This window comes from Pseudomonas sp. BF-RE-21 (assembly GCF_019947305.1).
Lineage (GTDB): Bacteria > Pseudomonadota > Gammaproteobacteria > Pseudomonadales > Pseudomonadaceae > Aquipseudomonas > Aquipseudomonas migulae.
Window position 1 is genome coordinate 49,946 of the sequence record NZ_JAGYGF010000015.1, and the last position, 19,557, is coordinate 69,502.

Here is a 19,557-nt window from a genome sequence, read left to right on the forward strand (position 1 = left end):
GGCGTTGCAGGGTCTGTCGGCTCAGGACGGTTGTGTTGCCGTCCGTTGCTGCTGATCGCGCTGGGCAACCCAATGTTCGATCAGCTCGCGCAACTGCGACAGCTCGACCGGTTTGGCCATGTGGCCGTCCATGCCAGCCTGACGTGCGCGCTCTTTATGCTCGGCGAGGATGTGTGCGGTCAATGCCACCACGGGGGTGCGAATCCGCTGGTTGCCAACTTCCCAGGCACGCAATTGCTGGGTGGCCGAGAAACCGTCGAGGATCGGCATTTCACAATCCATCAGCACCAGGTCGTAACGTTGGGCTTTCATTGCCTGCAAGGCTTCTTCGCCATTGCTGGCGGTGTCCGGTTGCAGGTTGAGTTTGCCCAGCATGCCGCGAATCACCTTGGTCGAGATGCTGTTGTCTTCGGCCACCAGAATGCGGAAGTCGCTGGGAACCTTGACCGGCAGGGTCGGGCCGGTGGATGGGAACTGCGATACCGCGAGGCCCTTGTTGCGTTGATTCAGTTCATCCGCCAGCGTGGTCTTCAGGGTGTAGCCGGCCACCGGTTTGGCGAGGATGCGTTTGATCCCGGAGTTGCGCGCGATGATCTTGCTCGGCGCATTACTGATGCCCGTGAGCATGATCAGCAGGATGTCGTGGTTCAGGCTCGGGTCTTCCTTGATCTTGGCCGCCAGTTGCATGCCGGTCATGCCGGGCATGTTCTGGTCCAGCAGGACCACATCGAAGTAATCGCGCAGGTGAGCCTTGGTGCGAAGCAGCGCCAGGGCTTCCTTGCCGGACGGCACCGCACTGACATTCAGGCCCCAGGCACTGCACTGCTGCACCAGTACCTTGCGGCAAGTGTCGTTGTCGTCCACCACCAATACCCGTGCGCCCTGCAGCGGGCCATCGAGGTCGGACGTCGGGTGTTCGAGGCGGTCGGGGTCCAGCGGCAAGGTCAGCCATAAGGTGCTGCCCTGGCTGGCGCCGCTCTTGATGCCGAACTCCCCTTGCATCAGGCGAATCAACTGACGGGCGATCACCAGCCCCAGGTTGCCGCCCAGGCGGGTGGTCGAGAGGAAGTTCTTGCTGTGCAGTTCGGCGTGCATCAGCGCGTCGCGTTCTTCGGCATCCATCGGCTCGCCGCTGTCTTGTACGGCAATGCGCAAACGCGGTTTGGCCGTGCGCTCGTCGAGGGCGACGACAATCAGGATCTCGCCTTCGTCGGTTTTCTTCAGGGCGTTTTCCAGCAGGCTCAGCAGCGTCTGGCGCAGGCGCGTCGGGTCACCGCTGATGACCCGCGGCACTTGTGGCTGGATAAAACTGATCAGCTCGACGTTCTGCTGTTCGGCCTTGGCGCGGAAGATACTCAGGCAGTCTTCGATCAGCGCATTGAGATCGAACTGCACATCGTCGAGCTCGATCTGCCCGGATTCGAGCTTGGAGATGTCGAGAATCTCGTTGATCAGGGTCAGCAGTTCGTTGCCGGCGCTGTGAATGGTTTGCACATAATCGCGCTGCTTGACCGAGAGTGGCGTGCCCAACAACAGTTCGGTCATGCCCAGTACGCCATTCATCGGGGTACGGATTTCATGACTGATCTTCGCCAGGAATTCGGCCTTGGCATTGATCTCGGCGTTGCTGGCGGCCAGATCGCGGCTGACGCTGAAACGGTCTTCGGTGATGCTGCGCTGGCGTTCGCTCAGGGCAATGCTCATCAACAGGCCGCTGATGCAAATGAACACCAGCAGGGCAATGATCAGGCCTTGCGGTTCTACCAGCGTCAGGCCCAGCAGCGCCGGCAGGATAATCAGCGTGCCGACGTTGAACACCACCATGGCGGCCACGAACAGTCGGGCCGGGCGATAGCCTTTTTGCCAGTGCCAGGCGCTGACGAACAACATGGTGAGGCCCGCGAGGGCGACCAGCGCGTAGGTGATGATGTTCAGCGGCAGCGTGTTGACGAACAACAGCAGCAGACCGCAAGCCACAATGAACAGGATGTCGCCCAGCAGCAGCTTGTTCAGCGGGTGCGGGCCGAGCGGGGCGAAGAAACGGTAGGCGAACATCAGCCCGCACGGTGCGGTCAGCAGCAGGGCGAGGTAAGCGCCCGGGGTTTGCACCGCATGCCAGTCCGACAGCCATGGGCCCGCGAGATTCAGCAGCAGCGCCAGGCTGATCATCAGCAGCGCTTCACAACCTGCCAGCCACAGGCTGCTGCGCGAGCGGGTGTAAGCGTAACGGATCAGGTTGTGCAGGATCAGCATCCCGATGCAGCCGAACAGCAGACCGTAAATCAGCGTCTGGCTCTGATTGGCTGCGGTCATGATTGCCGATTGCAGGGTGATGTAAGGCCGCATCTGGTGGTCGGACACCAGGCGCAGGTAGACGTCGAGGGGTTTGTCGCTTTGCGGCAACGGCAACATGAAGTCGCTGTTGGGTAACGGCCGTTCTGCCTGAGGCTGTTCGGTGCCGGTGTTCAATTGCTCGATCAGCTTGTCGCCGTCCAGCACATAAAGATTGAGGTGCGACAGGTCGGGAGCGAACACCCGCAGCAACTGCTCATGCTTGCCGGGTGCGAGCCTGAAGCGTAGCCAGAGTGCGCCACCGGGCTCGGCCGCGGTGAGGCGTTCGAGTTCGATGGGGCTGAATTGATTGGTGAAACGAGCGGAACGGATGTCGCTGAGTTGCAGGTCGCCCTGTTCGTCAAGCAATAGCGCCCAGCCACTGCCTTGCGCGGCCTGGGCCGAAAGCATGCAGAGCAGCGTCAGCAGCGTGACTGTGAAACCTATGGCAATCCTGAGCCAGCGCACGGCGAAATCCCTTCGTAGGTTGATGCCAGAATATAACTATGCGCGGCGCCGGAATAGTCCGGCAAGGGCCTGAATCCCAAGCCCTGCCGAATGGATCGCTTATTCCTGATTTTCGCCACGCTCACGGGCAATGGCACGGTAGCCAATGTCCTTGCGATAGAAGCAGCCTTCCCAGTCAATCTTCGCGGCCAGCTTGTAAGCCTGCTGCTGGGCAGCGTCGACGCTGGCACCCATGGCAGTGGCGCAAAGCACCCGACCGCCGGCCGTCACCACTTGACCGTCCTTGAGCGCAGTACCGGCGTGGAAGACTTTGCCTTCCAGCGCTGCGGCTGCATCCAGACCGTTGATGGCGACGCCTTTAGCGTAGTCGCCAGGATAGCCGCCTGCCGCCAAAACAATACCGACGCTCGGACGTGGATCCCATTGGGCTTCGACCTTGTCCAGCGCTTGCGCCAGGGCCGCCTCGACCAGCAACACCAGGCTCGACTGCAAGCGCAGCATAACCGGTTGGGTCTCAGGGTCGCCGAAACGGCAGTTGAATTCGATGACTTTTGGGTTACCAGCCTTGTCGATCATCAGGCCAGCGTAGAGGAAGCCCGTGTAAACATTGCCTTCCTCGGCCATGCCGCGCACGGTCGGCCAGATCACCAGGTCCATGACGCGCTTGTGCACTTCGCTGGTGACGACTGGTGCAGGGGAGTAAGCACCCATGCCGCCAGTGTTCGGGCCGGTATCGCCGTCGCCGACGCGTTTGTGGTCCTGGCTGGTGGCCATCGGCAGGACGTTCTTGCCGTCGACCATGACGATGAAGCTGGCTTCTTCGCCGTCCAGGAATTCTTCGATGACCACGCGCGAACCGGCTTCGCCAAACGCGTTACCCGCGAGCATGTCGCGCACGGCGTCTTCGGCTTCGGCCAGTGTCATGGCAACGATCACGCCTTTACCGGCGGCCAGGCCATCGGCCTTGATCACGATCGGTGCGCCTTTTTCACGCAGATAAGCCAGGGCTGGCTCGATCTCGGTGAAGTTCTGGTAGTCGGCGGTCGGGATCTTGTGGCGTGCCAGGAAATCCTTGGTGAAGGCTTTCGAACCTTCCAGCTGCGCGGCGCCAGCGGTCGGACCGAAGCAGTCCAGGCCACGGGAGCGGAACAGGTCGACGACGCCGGCAACCAGCGGCACTTCCGGACCGACGATGGTCAGGGAAACGTTTTTCTCGGCGAAGTCGGCGAGTTGCTCCAGTGCGAGCACATCGATAGCGACGTTTTCGCACTTGGCTTCAATGGCGGTGCCGGCGTTGCCCGGAGCCACGAAAACTTTCTGCACGCGCGGATCCTGAGCCACTTTCCAGGCCAGGGCGTGTTCACGGCCACCGCTGCCAATGATCAAAACATTCATTTCAAAAACCTCGGATGACGCTAATTCTGTTGAGTAGCCTGAGCTGTCTGGCTAACGGTGCGCGGCATTAGCTGCTGCGCTGACCCTGTAGGAGCGAGGCTTGCCCGCGAAGGCATCACCTCGGTATTGCAGTTGCACCGCGGCGTTCTCTTCGCGGGCAAGCCTCGCTCCAACAAGAGCTGGATCAGTGACGGAAGTGGCGCATGCCGGTGAACACCATGGCGATGCCGGCTTCATCAGCTGCTGCAATCACTTCGTTGTCACGCATCGAACCGCCTGGCTGGATCACCGCAGTGATGCCGACCTTGGCCGCGTTGTCCAGGCCGTCGCGGAACGGGAAGAACGCGTCGGATGCCATGACCGAACCCGCCACCTGCAAGCCGGCATGTTCAGCCTTGATCGCGGCAATGCGCGCGGAGTTCACGCGGCTCATCTGGCCAGCGCCGACACCGATGGTCTGGCGGTTCTTGGCGTAGACGATGGCGTTGGACTTGACGTACTTGGCGACTTTCCAGGCGAAGATCAGGTCGTGGATTTCCTGTTCGGTCGGTGCACGCTTGGTCACGACTTTCAGGTCATCGGCGCTGATCATGCCGATGTCGCGGCTCTGCACCAGCAGGCCACCGTTGACGCGTTTGTAGTCCCAGGCAGCCGCGCGGTCAGCCGACCACTCGCCGCAGGCCAGCAGGCGCACGTTGGCTTTTGCCGCGACGATGGCGCGGGCTTCTTCGCTGACGCTCGGGGCAATGATCACTTCGACGAACTGACGCTCGACGATCGCCTTGGCGGTCTCGGCATCCAGCTCGCGGTTGAAGGCGATGATGCCGCCGAACGCGGATTCAGTGTCGGTGGCGTAGGCCAGTTCGTAGGCCTGACGGATGCCGCCTTCGGCGTCCGGGCTCACGGCAACACCACACGGGTTGGCGTGCTTGACGATCACGCAGGCCGGCTTGACGAAGCTCTTCACACATTCCAGCGCGGCGTCGGTGTCGGCCACGTTGTTGTAGGACAGCTCCTTGCCTTGCAGTTGGGTCGCGGTGGCGATACCGACTTCGGCAGGCTTGGCTTCAACGTAGAACGCCGCGCTCTGGTGTGGGTTCTCGCCGTAGCGCATTTCCTGAGCCTTGATGAACTGGCTGTTGAAGGTGCGCGGGAACTCGCTGCGACCGGAGGTCGAGAGGGTGTCAGCGGCCTGGTTCACGGTGCCCATGTAGTTGGCGATCATGCCGTCGTAGGCAGCGGTGTGTTCGAAGGCCTTGAGCATCAGGTCGAAACGCTGAGCGTAGGTCAGGCCGCCGGCCTTCAGGCTTTCCAGCACGTTGGCGTAGTCGCTGGCATTCACCACGATGGCCACGTCTTTATGGTTTTTTGCCGCGGAACGGACCATGGTCGGGCCGCCGATGTCGATGTTCTCGATGGCGGTCGGCAGGTCACAGCCTGGCTTGTTGATGGTGGCTTCGAACGGGTACAGGTTGACGGCCACCAGATCGATCGGCTTGATGCCGTGTTCGTTCATGATCGCGTCGTCGATACCACGACGACCGAGGATCCCGCCGTGGATTTTCGGGTGCAGGGTTTTCACCCGACCGTCCATCATTTCTGCGAAACCGGTGTAATCCGCGACTTCCACTGCGGCAACGCCGTTGTCTCGCAGCAGCTTGAACGTTCCGCCGGTGGAGAGGATCTCGACGCCCAGGGCTTCAAGCTCTTTGGCGAATTCGAGGATCCCGGTCTTGTCGGAAACGCTGATCAAGGCGCGGCGGATCGGCAGGCGGGTAGTCTGGTCGGTCATTTCAATTTCCATCAAAAGCAAAGGAGTCAGCAAAAAAGGCGACCGTTTTTACGCGGGCGCCTTTCTGGTTTGATTGAATGCTTACAGCAAATCGTACTGCTTGAGTTTCTTGCGCAGGGTGCCTCGGTTCAGCCCGAGCAGCTCGCTGGCCTTGGTCTGGTTACCCTTGACGTAGTTCATCACGCACTCGAGCAGGGGCGCCTCGACTTCGGAGAGCACCAGGTTGTACACATCCGTGACGGCAGCGCCCTCAAGGTGGGCGAAATAATTGTGCAGCGCCTTCTCGACACTCCCGCGAAGGGTCTGGCCTTCTTCGCTCGGCGTATTGAGGTGCTGTTTCAAATTCACGTTGTCGCTCACGGGTGTTGTTCCACTCACTAAAGTCTCGGTCATCATCGTCATGCGGCCACCTCTTCTCCGTCCCCTGTCAGGCTCTTGTAACGTTCGGCGAAGAAGCCCTGAACGTTGGCGCATTGTGCTTCCGTATCTTCCAAACGATTGAAGTGGGCGCGAAACTCCCTGGCGCCCGGCAAGGTTGCGAGATACCAGCCCACATGCTTCCGAGCGATCCGGACACCCATGACATCTCCATAGAAGACGTGCAGTGCGGCCAGATGCTCTAGCAGAATGCGTTCCACCTCGATCAGGTCCAGCGCCGGGAGTTTCTCGCCGGTACGCAGGAAATGGTCGATCTCGCGAAAAATCCATGGCCGCCCCTGGGCAGCCCGTCCAACCAACAGTCCATCGGCACCGGTCGCGTCGAGCACGTAGCGGGCCTTTTCCGGCGAATCGATGTCGCCATTGGCGAAGACCGGCATCGACACCGCCTGCTTGATCGCGGCAATGGTGTCGTACTCGGCTTCACCGGTGTACAGATCGGCACGGGTGCGGCCATGGACCGCCAACGCCGTAATGCCTGCCTGCTCGGCGATCTTCGCCACCGTCAGACCGTTCTTGTTGTCCCGGTCCCAGCCGGTACGGATCTTCAAGGTAACCGGCACATCAACCGCAGCCACCACGGCCTGCAAGATCTCGGTCACCAGTGCTTCATCCTTCAACAATGCGGAACCGGCGGCCTTGTTGCAGACCTTCTTTGCCGGACAGCCCATGTTGATATCAATAATCTGTGCGCCCAGTTCGACGTTGGCCCTGGCCGCATCCGCCAGCATCTGTGCATCACCACCGGCGATCTGCACCGAGCGTGGCTCGGGATCACCTTCGTGGATCATGCGCATGCGCGATTTGCGGGTGTTCCACAAACTCATGTCGCTGGTGACCATTTCCGAGACTACAAGTCCTGCGCCCAGTCGCTTGCACAGCTGACGAAAGGGTTGGTCGGTGACACCCGCCATAGGGGCGAGAATCAAGCCGTTGTGCAATGTGTATGGACCGATGCGTACCGCCGACATAGGACTTTCCAGTTGTGGGGCCGGATCATGAGAGTTCGAAAAAGGGTTGGCATGATACCCGCTCTCGATGACTGGATAAAGGCTGAATTGAACAAAATCTGAACAGTTATTCTGTTATTGCCAGCAGTTTGGTATGAGCGGTCTCTGCCAGAAATGTGCCGTCAAACCCGTAACACTGAAGCGTTTCACTCGGGTGAGTGAAAGCTCAGGCTGTAGTTCACGGCTTTGGCGCCTGGGTCGAGGATGTCCAGGGCGATGTGGATCGGCGTTTGCGGCGGCATTTCCGCCATGCCTTCGAGATCGCCGTTGAGGTACTCGCCAGGCTTGAAGCGGCGGCTGGCGATCAGGTGACCGTTGAGGTCGGCAAAGCGCAGCTCCAGCAACGGGAACGGCTGGGAGAAGGGCGCGCGGTTGTAGATGATCGCGTCGACCACCAGCGCGCCATTGAATTCCGGATGGCTGCGTACCACCAGGTTGCTGCTCTTGATTTTCGCGATGTCGACTTTTGACGGCACGGTGCAGCCGATTTGCGGGCAGAACTGCTGGAACCACGGACGGTACTGATCCTGACGAGCCAGTTCGTCAAAATGGTAAGCGATGTATTGACCCGCGAGTGCGCCAGCGCCGAGCAGGATCAGCAGCAACCAGAAAAACCGTCGGCCCCAGGGCGAGCGGCGTTTTTGCCAGTCAAGTTGCAACGGGTCATCGGTCAGGTCTTGCAGCACCTCGGCACGTACGCCCGGTTCGCTGCGTTCACGGCGTTTGCGCAGCGGCTCGATCGAAGGCAGGTCGTCGTCGATATCGTCACTGGCGTCGGTCGCTGACAGGCGTTCGTGATGGAGCGGGGCGTCGAGTGGATCGTTCAGGCGCAGTTGCGGCGGCAGAGGCTCGTCGTCCAGTTCCACGGGTTCCAGGGACAGCGAGGGCTCGGTGCGCGAAGGTTTGCTCGGCTCGATCGCCGGCTCCGGCGTGAGGGGGACTTCGGCAGCTTCTGCCGCTTCCGCCGCTTCGGCGCGATCGGCAGCGGATTCGCTGAACAGGCTGTCGGACCACGGCTCTTCGTCGTGCTCGGCGCTATCGCGGCGGGCGCTCAGGCTGTCTTCGCGGTGGCGGCCGAATTCGGTGGTCGGCTGGATTTCCCGCTGTTCCAGTCGAGCGAGTTCTTCATCCAGGTCCAGGCTGTCCAGGTCCAGTTCGGCGGCAGTCCACTGCTTCTGGCTGATGGCCCGAGGTTCTGGCTCGGCTGTCTCGACGATGGCCGGAGCCGCCGGGGGGATCACTTCCTTGCCTGCCTGCTCAAGCAGTTGCTTGGCGGCGTTGAACACCTGCAGGCACGAGCCGCAACGAACCACTCCACGGGCCACGCTCAACTGAGCATGGCTGACGCGGAAGCTGGTTTGGCAATGCGGGCACTGGGTGACGAAGCTGTCGGTCATGCGGCGATCCGGATTATGCAGGCGCTCATTCTAGCGCCGACGGCCAGTGATGCGCACCCAGCCATCGCGATTGGCGATCGGGTCCAGATCGAAGTCCTGCGCGTAGGCGGCGGCTACTTCATCACCTTGCTCGGCGAGGATGCCCGACAGCGCCAGGCGACCACCCGGCTTGACCAGGCTCGACAGTTGCGGTGCGAGGGAGACCAGCGGGCCTGCGAGGATGTTGGCCACCAGCACGTCGGCCTTAACCTGTGGCAGATCTTCCGGCAGATACAGCGGGAAGAGCGCATCGGCGATGTTGTTGCGACCGGCGTTGTCGCGCGAGGCTTCCAGCGCCTGCACGTCGATGTCAGTGCCGACGGCTTCCTTGGCGCCGAGCAGCAGGGCGGCAATCGCCAGGATCCCCGAGCCGCAACCGAAGTCCAGCACGTTGCAGTCTTTCAGGTCCTGACCGTCGAGCCATTCCAGGCACAGCGCGGTGGTCGGGTGCGTGCCGGTGCCGAACGCGAGGCCCGGGTCCAGCAGAATGTTCACGGCGTCGGGTTCAGGCGCGGCGTGCCAGCTCGGCACGATCCACAGGCGTTGGCCGAAGCGCATTGGCTGGAAATCGTCCATCCAGCTGCGTTCCCAGTCCTGGTCTTCGATGACTTCGCTGTGATGCTCGGGCAGCGGGCTGCCGGTCAGCAGCTCCAGATGCGCCAGGACCGAAGCGGCTTCGGTGCCGCCTTCGAACAGGGCCAGCAGGTGCGTGTGCGACCACAGCGGGGTGGTGTTGAGTTCCGGTTCGAAGATCGGCTGGTCTTCGGCGTCCATGAAAGTCACCGACACGGCGCCCACTTCAAGGAAAGCGTCTTCGTAGGTTTCGGCTTGTTCTGGGCTGATGGCGAGACGGACTTGCAGCCAAGGCATGGCGGGCACCTTTGAAAAATATTGATTGCAGCCTAGCGGGCTGCGAGAAGCGCGCAAGTTTACGCGAGCGCGAGGCAGAAGACGACAAGGTCGACATATGCGTGTTCTTCGTAGGAGCGAGCGGTGCGACGATTCGACTTGCCCGCGAACCAGGCGCCGCGGTATGTCTGTAAGACTGATGCGCGCCCTTCGCGGGCAAGCCTCGCTCCTACAGAAAGATATGAAACCTTCAGAAACAACAAAGCCGCCCGAAGGCGGCTTTGTTGATCAGGCTAAAAGCTTAGTGCTTTTCGCCAGCCAGCTTGTGTTCCAGGTAGTGAATGTTCACACCACCTTTGCAGAAGCCTTCATCGCGGGTCAGGTCGCGGTGCAACGGGATGTTGGTCTTGATCCCGTCGACAACGATTTCGTCCAGCGCATTGCGCATGCGCGCCATGGCTTCGTCACGGGTTGCGCCGTAGGTGATCAGCTTGCCGATCAACGAATCGTAGTTCGGCGGAACGGCATAACCGCTGTACAGGTGCGAATCGACGCGAACGCCGTTGCCGCCTGGAGCGTGGAAATGCTTGACCGTGCCTGGGCTTGGCATGAAGGTTTTCGGGTCTTCGGCGTTGATCCGGCATTCCAGCGCGTGACCGCGGATGACTACGTCATCCTGGGTGAACGACAGCTTGTTGCCGGCGGCGATGCTGAGCATCTCCTTGACGATGTCGATACCAGTGACCATTTCCGAAACCGGGTGCTCTACCTGGACACGAGTGTTCATCTCGATGAAGTAGAAGTGACCGTTTTCGTAAAGGAACTCAAAGGTGCCGGCGCCGCGGTAGCCGATGTCGATGCACGCCTTGACGCAGCGAGCGAGGACTTCCTGGCGTGCTTTCTCGTCGATGCCCGGTGCCGGCGCTTCTTCGAGAACCTTCTGGTGACGACGTTGCAGCGAGCAATCGCGGTCGCCCAGATGAATGGCGTGGCCCTGGCCGTCGGAAAGTACCTGAACTTCCACGTGACGTGGGTTGGTCAGGAATTTTTCCAGATAGACCATCGGGTTGCCGAACGCCGCGCCTGCTTCGGAGCGGGTCAGTTTCGCCGAAGAGATCAGGTCTTCTTCGCTATGCACAACGCGCATGCCGCGACCACCACCGCCGCCAGCGGCTTTGATGATCACCGGGTAACCGACTTCGCGACCGATGCGCAGAGCGGTTTCTTCGTCTTCCGGCAGCGGGCCGTCAGAGCCCGGAACGGTTGGAACGCCAGCAGCGATCATCGCGTGCTTGGCCGATACCTTGTCGCCCATCAGGCGAATGGTCTCGGCTTTCGGACCAATGAAAGCGAAGCCGGAGTTCTCGACCTGCTCAGCGAAATCAGCGTTTTCCGCAAGGAAACCGTAGCCTGGGTGAATGGCGGTGGCGCCGGTCACTTCAGCCGCGGCGATGATTGCCGGGATGTGCAGGTAAGAGTGGGCGGCCGAGGCCGGACCGATGCAGACGGATTCGTCTGCCAGGCCCAGGTGCATCAGCTCTTTGTCGGCCTTGGAGTAAACGGCGACGGTCTTGATGCCCATCTCTTTGCAGGCACGCAGAATCCGCAGTGCGATCTCACCGCGGTTGGCGATCAGAACTTTTTCCAACTTCGCAGTCATCAAAGTTTCTCCGCGGTTCAAACGATGGTGAACAGCGGTTGGTCGTACTCAACCGGCTGGCCGTCTTCGACGAGGATGGATTCGATCACACCGCTGGTTTCAGCTTCGATGTGGTTCATCATCTTCATGGCTTCGACGATGCACAGGGTGTCGCCTTTCTTCACGGTCTGGCCGACTTCAACGAAGGACGGCGAGCTTGGCGAAGATTTGCGATAGAAGGTGCCGACCATTGGCGAACGGGCAACGGCGCCGTTCAGGGCAGGGGCGGACGGTGCAGCAGGAGCGGCAGCGGCGGCAACCGGGGCAGCAGCGGCAGGCGCTGGAGCCGGAGCGTGCATTGGCGCCGGAGCGTAGTATTGCTGAGCCGGGGTTTTGCTATGGCGGCTGATGCGAACGGACTCTTCGCCTTCCTTGATCTCGAGCTCGTCGATGCCGGACTCTTCCAGCAGTTCGATCAGTTTCTTAACTTTACGGATATCCATGAATCATCAACTCCCAAGGGTCGGTCAGGGGCGTATAGCTTGTTGTTCAAGCTGCTCTAGTGCAGCCTCCAGGGCCAGTCGATAACCGCTGGCGCCAAGGCCGCAGATCACTCCCACCGCTACGTCGGAGAAGTAAGAGTGATGGCGGAAAGGTTCGCGTTTGTGCACGTTAGACAAATGCACTTCGATGAATGGGATGCTCACCGCCAGCAGCGCGTCACGTAATGCGACACTTGTGTGTGTAAAAGCTGCTGGATTGATCAGAATGAAGTCCACACCTTCGCTGCGGGCAGCGTGGATGCGGTCGATCAATTCGTACTCGGCGTTGCTTTGCAGGTGCAGCAAATGATGGCCGGCTTCACGAGCGCGGCGTTCCAGGTCCTGATTGATCTGCGCCAGTGTCGTAGCGCCATAGGTGCCCGGTTCACGGGTGCCGAGCATGTTCAGGTTGGGGCCGTGCAGAACCAATAGGGTCGCCATCTGCTGTTCCTCGTTATCCGTGTGCATTTGTCAGAACCCGGCGACTATGCCGCAAAGCCTTTGTGACTGTCCAGTTCTATGCAATAGCCAGCACGATGGCCGATGTTTGCGCGAAATATGTGACCGGGTGATTAAATCCGGTCATTTGCTTTGGATACACGTTCGGCGAAGTCCGTGGCGCTGATTTCGCCGATCACTCGTACATCGGCGCGTTCGACACCGTCCTTGCCGAAAAACATCAGCGCCGGTGGGCCGAATAGTGTGTAGCGGTCGAGGAGGGCGCGTTGCTCGGCGTTGCTGGCGGTGATGTCGAAGCGAATCAGCCGATAACCCTTGAGGCGTTCGACGACCTGCGCGTCGTTAAGCACTTTGTGTTCGATGACTTTGCAACTGATGCACCAGTCGGCGTACCAGTCGAGCAGCAGCGGGGTGCCGGAGGATTTGGCTTCGGCGAGGACGCGATCGAGTTCGGCCGGAGTCGTGACGGTTTGCCAGTCGCTGGTGTTCTGCGATTGCTCGTTGCTGCTGACGACACGCGGCTGGCCGATCGGGTTGAACGGATCGGTCTGGCCACTGAAGGCGCCATACCAACAGGCCAGTGCATAAAACAGCAGGAACATCCCGAGCAACTGGCCCAGGCGTTTTCGCGGAGGTTTGTAGACGAACTCCAGCGCGCCCATGAACAAACCGACACCGCCAGCCAGCAAGCCGATCAGCAACAAAGTGATCTGCCCCGGCAGCACGCGACTGAGCAGGCCGATCGCCAGACCCAGCAACAACACGCCAATCGCGTTTTTCACGTAGACCAGCCATGGTCCGCTTTTCGGCAGCCAGGCGGCGCCGCCAGTGGCCACCAGCAACAGCGGTGCCCCCATGCCGAGGCCGAGCATGAACAGTTTCAAGCTGCCGCCCAACGCATCGCCACTGGCGCTGATGTACAGCAGCGCGCCGGCCAGCGGCGCCGAGACGCAGGGTGAAACCAACAGACTGGAAACCACGCCCAGCACCGCTGCGCCCCACAACGAACCGCCTTCGGTGCGCCCGGCAATTCGGTCCAGCCGACTGCTGATCGCGTGCGGCAACTTGAGTTCGAAGACGCCGAACATCGCCAGGGCAAACAGCGCAAAAAACATTGCGAACGGCACCAGCACCCACGCCGATTGCAGCCGCGCCTGAAGGTTGAGCTGCGCGCCGAACATCCCCATCAACGCACCGAGCAGGGCGAAGCAGGCGGCCATCGGCAGCACGTAAGCGAGCGACAGGTTGAAGCCGCGCAAGCCACCCACCTGGCCGCGCAACACTACGCCGGAGAGGATCGGCAGCATTGGCAGCACGCAAGGGGTGAAGGTCAGGCCAAGGCCCGCAAGGAAGAACAATGCCAGTTCCCGCCAGCTCCAGCTCGTGGTGGCGCCGCCACTGCCGTCGATATTCAGGCGTTCGGTCTCGGGCGGATAGCACAGGCCTTTGTCGGCACAGCCTTGATAGGTCACCGCCAGCGTGAAGGCGCGTTGATCGCTGCGCGGCAGTTCGACATCGAGAATCCCGTGGTAAACCTCGACGTCGCCGAAGTACTCATCGTGTTTCTGCTCGCCTTTGGGCAGCTGTGCCGGGCCGACTACGATCTCGGCAGGGTCGGCGCGAAACTGAAAGCGATGGCGGTAGAGGTAATAACCCTCGGTGGCGACAAAACGCAGCTTGATCGATTGTGGCGTGCTGTCTATCAGGCTCAGTTGAAAGGCTTCGCGCACCGGCAGGAAGTCGGCGCTGTTGTTGATCGAGCCCAGGGTGGAGCTGGGTCGACTCTCCAGCAAACCGCCGGCGGTGGCCGGCAGGGCGAGCACTAAAAGCAGCAGGCAGAGCAAACGGCGCATGACGATCTCGCGTATCGGAATTGGGGGCATGATAGCGGACAGTTGCACGGATTGCCCCGCCCCTGTAGGAGCGAGCGGTGCGGCGATCCGACTTGCCCGCGAAGAACGATGACACGGTTCGCCTGATAAACCGTGTCGTCTGGTTCGCGGGCAAGCCTCGCTCCTACAGGTATGTGGTGGTCTGTCAGACGCGGAATGCCTGAACGGCCGTATGCAACCGCCCGCCCAATACCAACAAATGCTCGCCTTGCTCACGTCCCTCACCGATACGCAGCAAGTTATCCCCGCCCAATTGGTGAATCCGCTCACTGTGATCGCGGATTTCGCTGACGGCTCCGCTCTGCTGAGCCGTGACATCGGCGATGCGTACGGCGGTGTCGGAGATCGTCTGGATCGCCCCGACGATTTTATCCAGCGCGCCATCGGCCGCCTGGGCCTGATTGGCTGTCGCCTCGGCGTGTTCAACCTGCGCGCGCATGCCTTCCACCGACTCTCGGGCCGCTGTCTGCAGCCCGGCGATCAAGTTCTGGATCTCCGCCGTAGCGCCTGCGGTGCGCTGCGCCAATGACCGAACCTCCTCCGCCACGACGGCAAACCCGCGTCCCATTTCCCCGGCGCGGGCCGCTTCAATGGCCGCGTTCAGGGCCAGCAGGTTGGTCTGGTCGGCGATCGAGCGGATCACCGTCAGCACACCGCCGATGGTGGCGGACTCCTCGGCCAGGTGTTCGATCATCTGTGCATTGCTTTGCACTTCGCCCACCAGCGCATGCAGCCCGGTGAGGCTCAAACCGATGACTTTCTGTCCATGTTCCACCGCCAATCCAGCATGGCGGCTGGCGTCGGCAGCCTGGCTGGCATCGCCGGCGACTTGTTGAATGGTCGCTTCCAGTTCACCGAGGGAGTCGCGGATCAACGCGGTGTCACCTGCCTGATGTTCGGCGCCGCTGTGCAAATCATTGCTCAACTCGGCCAGGGTGCGGCTGCTGCCAGCAACCTGCTCGGCGTTGAGGCGAATGGTTCCGACCAGATCGACGAGGTAGGCGCGCAGCCGATTGAGCGAGGCCTGGATGTCATGCAGTTCGCGATTGGTCTTGCCCAATTCGATGTCGCGGCTGAAGTCGCCTTCGGCCCAGGTCGAGAGTGCCGGCGCGAGGTTGGTCAGCGTTCGGGCCAGGCGCCGCTGCAGGGTATCGATGAGTAATGCGATCAGCAAAATCAAGCCGATCATCACCCCTTGCATCAGCCGCACTTCGCTCTGGATCTGCCCGTGCTGGGCACGGACCACCGGTTCCAGCCCGGCGATGGACTGTTGCACGGCAGCGATTTTTTGGTGAGTCGCGGCGCTGAGGTCGGCGCGTTTCTGGATCTGCTCGCGGGTTCGCGCCAGCTCTGCGGGATAGCGCGTCAGCAGGCCGTTGAGCTCGCGCTTGAGGCCGACGCCGGCATCTTCCGCAACGGTTTTTTCGGTGTTCTCCAGGCCCATCATTGCAGCGAAATCGTCGGTGCCCGATTCACTTTTACTGGTCACACCCAAGAGCGGCAAGGCATTCAGAAGCTCGGCTTGCGTGCGGATGTTGGTGACTTCACGCTCGACATCGGCGGCCAGTTCGCTGCGGCCGCTGCTGACCAGTTTGTCCCGCGCCAGAGAGAGTTTGCCCAGGTGTTGGGAGGCCGCGAGCAATGGCGTCAGATAGTTCGCGTTGCTGCTGGCGTATTGACTCAGCTGTTCGAGGCTGGCGCCGAGTTCGCGTTCGGCTTGCAGCAACAACGCCTGAGGATCGCCCGCGAGTTTGCCGGCGGCCAGCAGGTCGGTTTTGCTGAACTCATCCAGGTTCGACAGGCTCGGGCGCAAGCTGTCGGCCAACGTCGGCGGTAACTCGGTGAGTTCCTTTTGCAGGCCGTCGATGGCTTGGCTGGCGCTGCTCAGACGCAGGGCATCGCCGCTGGCCAGGTAGTCCTCGATGTTGCGCGCCACTTCATTCTGAAATTGCTGGGACAGCCCGAGGTAGCGCTCCATCAACAGATAGGGGCGCTCCAGGGCTTTTTGCGACCACCAAAGCGTGGCGCCGAGGGCCACGCACACGGCGACTAGAAGGAGGGTATTGAGATTGGTCAGCAGCTTCAGACGCATCAAGGGACTACCAACGGCGAAATGGTAAGTGCCTGAAGTTATTGCGTTTCTGTTACAGGGTTATGACTGAATGGGTCGATTCTGATGAAAAAGTGGCACTTTGCTTTGACGTCCGTGCGGCTTGTACACGGTTGCGTCCGGCATGCTTGGCACGGTACAGCGCCTCGTCCGCCTGACTGGCCATCATCAGGCCGTCGGAGTCTTCGCACAGCTCGACCACCCCGGCGCTGAACGTGCACCAGAGGTCCTGGGGCTGAGCGGGGTAATGGATTTCGGCGAAGCGCTGACGGATTTCGTCGAGGACTTTACAGGCCGCTTCGATATCGGTGTCCGGCATGACGATGGCAAACTCTTCGCCGCCGTAGCGGCCGATGAAATCGGTCTTGCGCAATCGTTGCTTGAGGAACAGCGCCAGGCTCTTGATCACACGGTCGCCCATGGGGTGCCCGTGGCTGTCGTTGACCCGTTTGAAGTGGTCGATGTCGAGCATCGCGAAGCTCAGCGGCTTGCTCTCGCGGCGGGCGCGGAAGCTGCAGTCTTCGAGCAATTGCAGGATGTGCGTGTGGTTGTACAGCCCGGTGAGGCTGTCGCGGACCATCCGCGCTTTCAGATTGCGCGCCCGCGCCGCGCGGTTGCGCACGGTGGTGATCAGGTGTCGGGGCTTGATCGGTTTGGTCAGGAAGTCGTCGCCGCCCTCACTCATGGCGTCGAGTTGCTTGTCCAGATCGTCTTCGGCCGACAGGTAAATGATCGGCACGCTGACATAGCGGTCATTGTGGCGGATCACTTTGGCCAGTTCCGTACCGGTGCAGGCCGGCATGTACATGTCGAGAATGATCAGGTCCGGCTGGAAATCCGCCAGTTCGGCCATGGCCTGGATCGGCTCGATCAAGGTGCGCGTGACGATCCCGGCGCTGTTGAGCAGGCGCTCGGTGTGCAAGGCCTGGGCGCGGGAATCGTCGATGATCAGCACTTTATAAGGTTCGTACTGCGCGACGCAGGTCAGGACTTCGATTTTCTCCAGCAGGCTCGAGGCTTCGAGGGTGCCGGTGAGAAATTCCTGGCCACCGGCACGCACGGCGGCGAGGCGGGTCGGGGTGTCGGTTTCGAGCAGGCTGAAAAACAGCAGCGGCAACGGTTCATCCAGACCGACCTGGGCTTCGGCGGCCAGTTTCAGGCCTACGCCGTGGCCGCTGAAGTCCACGTCCATGACAATCGCGGCAGGCAAACGCTCGACCATCGAGGAGCGAAACGCCGACACGCTGTCGAGGGACTGGGCGCTGAGGCCGAAAAATTCCAGTTGTTTGGCCAGTCGCTCTGCACGGTCGTGATCCTGCAGCATCACGTAGATCGGCTTGCGCAACGGCGGCAGGAAGGTTTGTTCGAGCTGATCGCCATGGCGCAGGCCGGTACGCGACAGGCGCTGCATCAAGCGATTGAGGTCAGTGATCAGGCCGCTGCTAAGGCGTCCGCGATTGGCGTCGACAGCCTCCAGCGACTGGCCGATGTGGCGTGCCAATTGCGTGTGTTCCGGTTGTTCGAAGCGCTCGGCGAAACGCAGCAGGCGCAGGTTGGCTTCACTCAATTCCGATAAGTCGGTGGTGGACCACTCACTGCGTTGCAGGCGCTGCCAGATCTCAAGAATTTGACGTGCCTGATGAATTACCCGCTGGGCAAAGTGGTGCTTGAGGCGCTCACGGCTGGGGTCTTCTGGCTCGGTCATATCCTGACTACTAGTTAGGGTGCATGCTGAGATCGACTGGTGGCTCTATGCTAGCACCTCTTTTCAGTCGCATGAGTGTCGTATGTCAATAATCTGCAATGCGACGTCATTCAGTTTCTGACTGGCGGGTCTGAAAATGTGTGTCGGTGATCTGACATTACCCATGATCAGGGCCTCTCCTGTCTGTTTTCGCGAATCGTCTGTCATCCCGGCGAGCGTTACTTGTCAGGGAGTTCTGATTTTTCGCCGGCAGACTTGAACCGGATTTTCGGCTGGTAGGGTGTCAGGGAAACCCTTAGATGCCATCGGCCCATCATGACCCAGTGTTTCAAAGAACATCCCAGCGACGAGCAGCGCCTGAATCACAACAGCACGCCCGTTGCTGATTGTGAATGCAAAGAGGAACTGCTCTATGGGAGCAAGACTTTTGTTACCGACGTCCCGATTCTGACGTGCGCGTGCCTATGGAGACACTACCAGCGGGAGGCGGAGGACATCGTCGCACCTGGAGGGGTATTGATTGCCGACCCTGTCGAGCGCAACCGCGTTATCAACGCTGCGTACGCTCGACTCTGGTTGCACGATTCCAGGTTTCAATGGGCCGGGCTGGCGGCGTTTGCCTCCAAGCAGGTGGGCTGCGGGTTGCTTCACGCGGCGGACAGCATCGAACTGATCCGTGAAGAGCATGAGTCGCGGGAGCGTATGCGTGACAGTCGTCGAGAGCACGGTTTGCTGACGCCGGACAGGATGGCCGGGCAGGCGCAAGAGTTGCGTGACTATAAGGAAGCGGATGCGCGCAATCCGGTGCCCTCTGTGGATTTTCGTTCTGCGGATGAGGATTTGTCGTTGGTGCAACAACAGTTCCGGCATGTGCACGACATGATGGCGCTGGGGAATACCACGCTGTTTCTGGATGTTTTTCCGTTGCATGAGTTTTATGCGAAACGGGGTTTGAGGGAGTTGAAGAAGTGCCTGGACGCCCGGAGGAGAATTTACGGGCATCCGAAGTTCCCGGTGTTGTGGCCAGCGGGGGAGGAAACGCTGAAGTTCGGGGTGGCTCACTTCGAAATTTTGCTGGGCTTTGAGGCGATAGAGGACGGAGACATCGCCGCAAGTGTTGAGCATTTGGCGCGGCATGAGCAGAACAATATCCTCCAGCCGACGATTTACCAGAACCGTCAATTGGTGGCGTTGCTGCGTGCCAACCACGCTTCCTACGTCACGGGGTTTCCTTCAGGCGTTGCGCAGGCAATTGAGTTGACGCTTACCAGTCAATGCCAACGTGTCGAGGATGGGCGCACCATCGATTTTGGCGACAACCCGTTGGCGGACTTGTCCGACATCACGCAGCGAATGGCATTCGTTCTCCAGGCTGCAGCGCGTTTTGATCAGATGCTCGGTGACCACAACCGTTATGCGTTAGAACGGTCGATCAACGAAATCGCATTGAGCAGTCTCGGGCTATGACTCTGCAACCACGGTTATTCGGCT

Annotated in this window: 14 protein-coding genes; 1 reads left to right on the plus strand and 13 read right to left on the minus strand. The window is 60.7% G+C overall.

Annotation, left to right across the window (positions count from 1 at the left end):
- Positions 1–21: 21 nt before the first annotated feature.
- From KGB25_RS12975 to gcbA, 13 genes are all read right to left on the minus strand, one after another.
- On the minus strand, positions 22–2,799 hold the full coding sequence (locus KGB25_RS12975) for a hybrid sensor histidine kinase/response regulator (protein ID WP_207284765.1): 2,778 nt from the start codon (positions 2,797–2,799) through the stop codon (positions 22–24).
- A gap of 99 nt (positions 2,800–2,898) precedes the next feature.
- Positions 2,899–4,194 (minus strand): phosphoribosylamine--glycine ligase, encoded by a 1,296-nt coding sequence (purD, locus tag KGB25_RS12980; RefSeq protein ID WP_008038723.1) that lies wholly within the window; start codon positions 4,192–4,194, stop codon positions 2,899–2,901.
- A gap of 184 nt (positions 4,195–4,378) precedes the next feature.
- Entirely contained in the window at positions 4,379–5,986 is a 1,608-nt protein-coding gene (gene purH, locus KGB25_RS12985) for a bifunctional phosphoribosylaminoimidazolecarboxamide formyltransferase/IMP cyclohydrolase (protein WP_223435118.1), read from the minus strand.
- 81 nt (positions 5,987–6,067) lie between these two features.
- Positions 6,068–6,388 (minus strand): DNA-binding transcriptional regulator Fis, encoded by a 321-nt coding sequence (gene fis, locus KGB25_RS12990; protein WP_007907419.1) that lies wholly within the window; start codon positions 6,386–6,388, stop codon positions 6,068–6,070.
- Complete coding sequence (dusB, locus tag KGB25_RS12995; protein WP_008031257.1) at positions 6,385–7,395, minus strand: tRNA dihydrouridine synthase DusB; 1,011 nt, start codon at positions 7,393–7,395, stop codon at positions 6,385–6,387. Before dusB ends, fis begins: the two co-directional genes overlap by 4 nt.
- Before the next feature lie 185 nt (positions 7,396–7,580).
- Positions 7,581–8,831: a DUF3426 domain-containing protein gene (locus KGB25_RS13000; RefSeq protein ID WP_223435119.1), complete on the minus strand. Its 1,251-nt coding sequence runs from the start codon at positions 8,829–8,831 to the stop codon at positions 7,581–7,583.
- Positions 8,832–8,861: 30 nt separating this feature from the next.
- Complete coding sequence (gene prmA / locus KGB25_RS13005) at positions 8,862–9,740, minus strand: 50S ribosomal protein L11 methyltransferase (protein ID WP_008031261.1); 879 nt, start codon at positions 9,738–9,740, stop codon at positions 8,862–8,864.
- A 280-nt stretch (positions 9,741–10,020) separates the two neighbouring features.
- Positions 10,021–11,379: an acetyl-CoA carboxylase biotin carboxylase subunit gene (gene accC / locus KGB25_RS13010; protein ID WP_008038726.1), complete on the minus strand. Its 1,359-nt coding sequence runs from the start codon at positions 11,377–11,379 to the stop codon at positions 10,021–10,023.
- 17 nt (positions 11,380–11,396) lie between these two features.
- A complete protein-coding gene (gene accB / locus KGB25_RS13015) occupies positions 11,397–11,861 on the minus strand; it encodes an acetyl-CoA carboxylase biotin carboxyl carrier protein (protein WP_008038728.1) in 465 nt (154 codons plus the stop codon).
- Between the two features lie 24 nt (positions 11,862–11,885).
- Positions 11,886–12,341 (minus strand): type II 3-dehydroquinate dehydratase, encoded by a 456-nt coding sequence (gene aroQ / locus KGB25_RS13020; protein WP_008031265.1) that lies wholly within the window; start codon positions 12,339–12,341, stop codon positions 11,886–11,888.
- 131 nt (positions 12,342–12,472) lie between these two features.
- Positions 12,473–14,212, minus strand: coding sequence for a protein-disulfide reductase DsbD (locus KGB25_RS13025; protein ID WP_223435120.1), 1,740 nt, complete (start codon positions 14,210–14,212; stop codon positions 12,473–12,475).
- Positions 14,213–14,396: 184 nt separating this feature from the next.
- Positions 14,397–16,343, minus strand: a complete 1,947-nt coding sequence (locus tag KGB25_RS13030; protein ID WP_223435121.1) for a methyl-accepting chemotaxis protein — start codon at positions 16,341–16,343, stop codon at positions 14,397–14,399.
- Between the two features lie 52 nt (positions 16,344–16,395).
- Positions 16,396–18,066: a diguanylate cyclase GcbA gene (gene gcbA / locus KGB25_RS13035; RefSeq protein ID WP_223435122.1), complete on the minus strand. Its 1,671-nt coding sequence runs from the start codon at positions 18,064–18,066 to the stop codon at positions 16,396–16,398.
- 315 nt (positions 18,067–18,381) lie between these two features.
- Here gcbA and KGB25_RS13040 point away from each other — a divergent pair, with 315 nt between their 5' ends.
- Positions 18,382–19,533, plus strand: a complete 1,152-nt coding sequence (locus KGB25_RS13040; RefSeq protein ID WP_223435123.1) for a DUF2515 family protein — start codon at positions 18,382–18,384, stop codon at positions 19,531–19,533.
- Positions 19,534–19,557 lie beyond the last annotated feature (24 nt).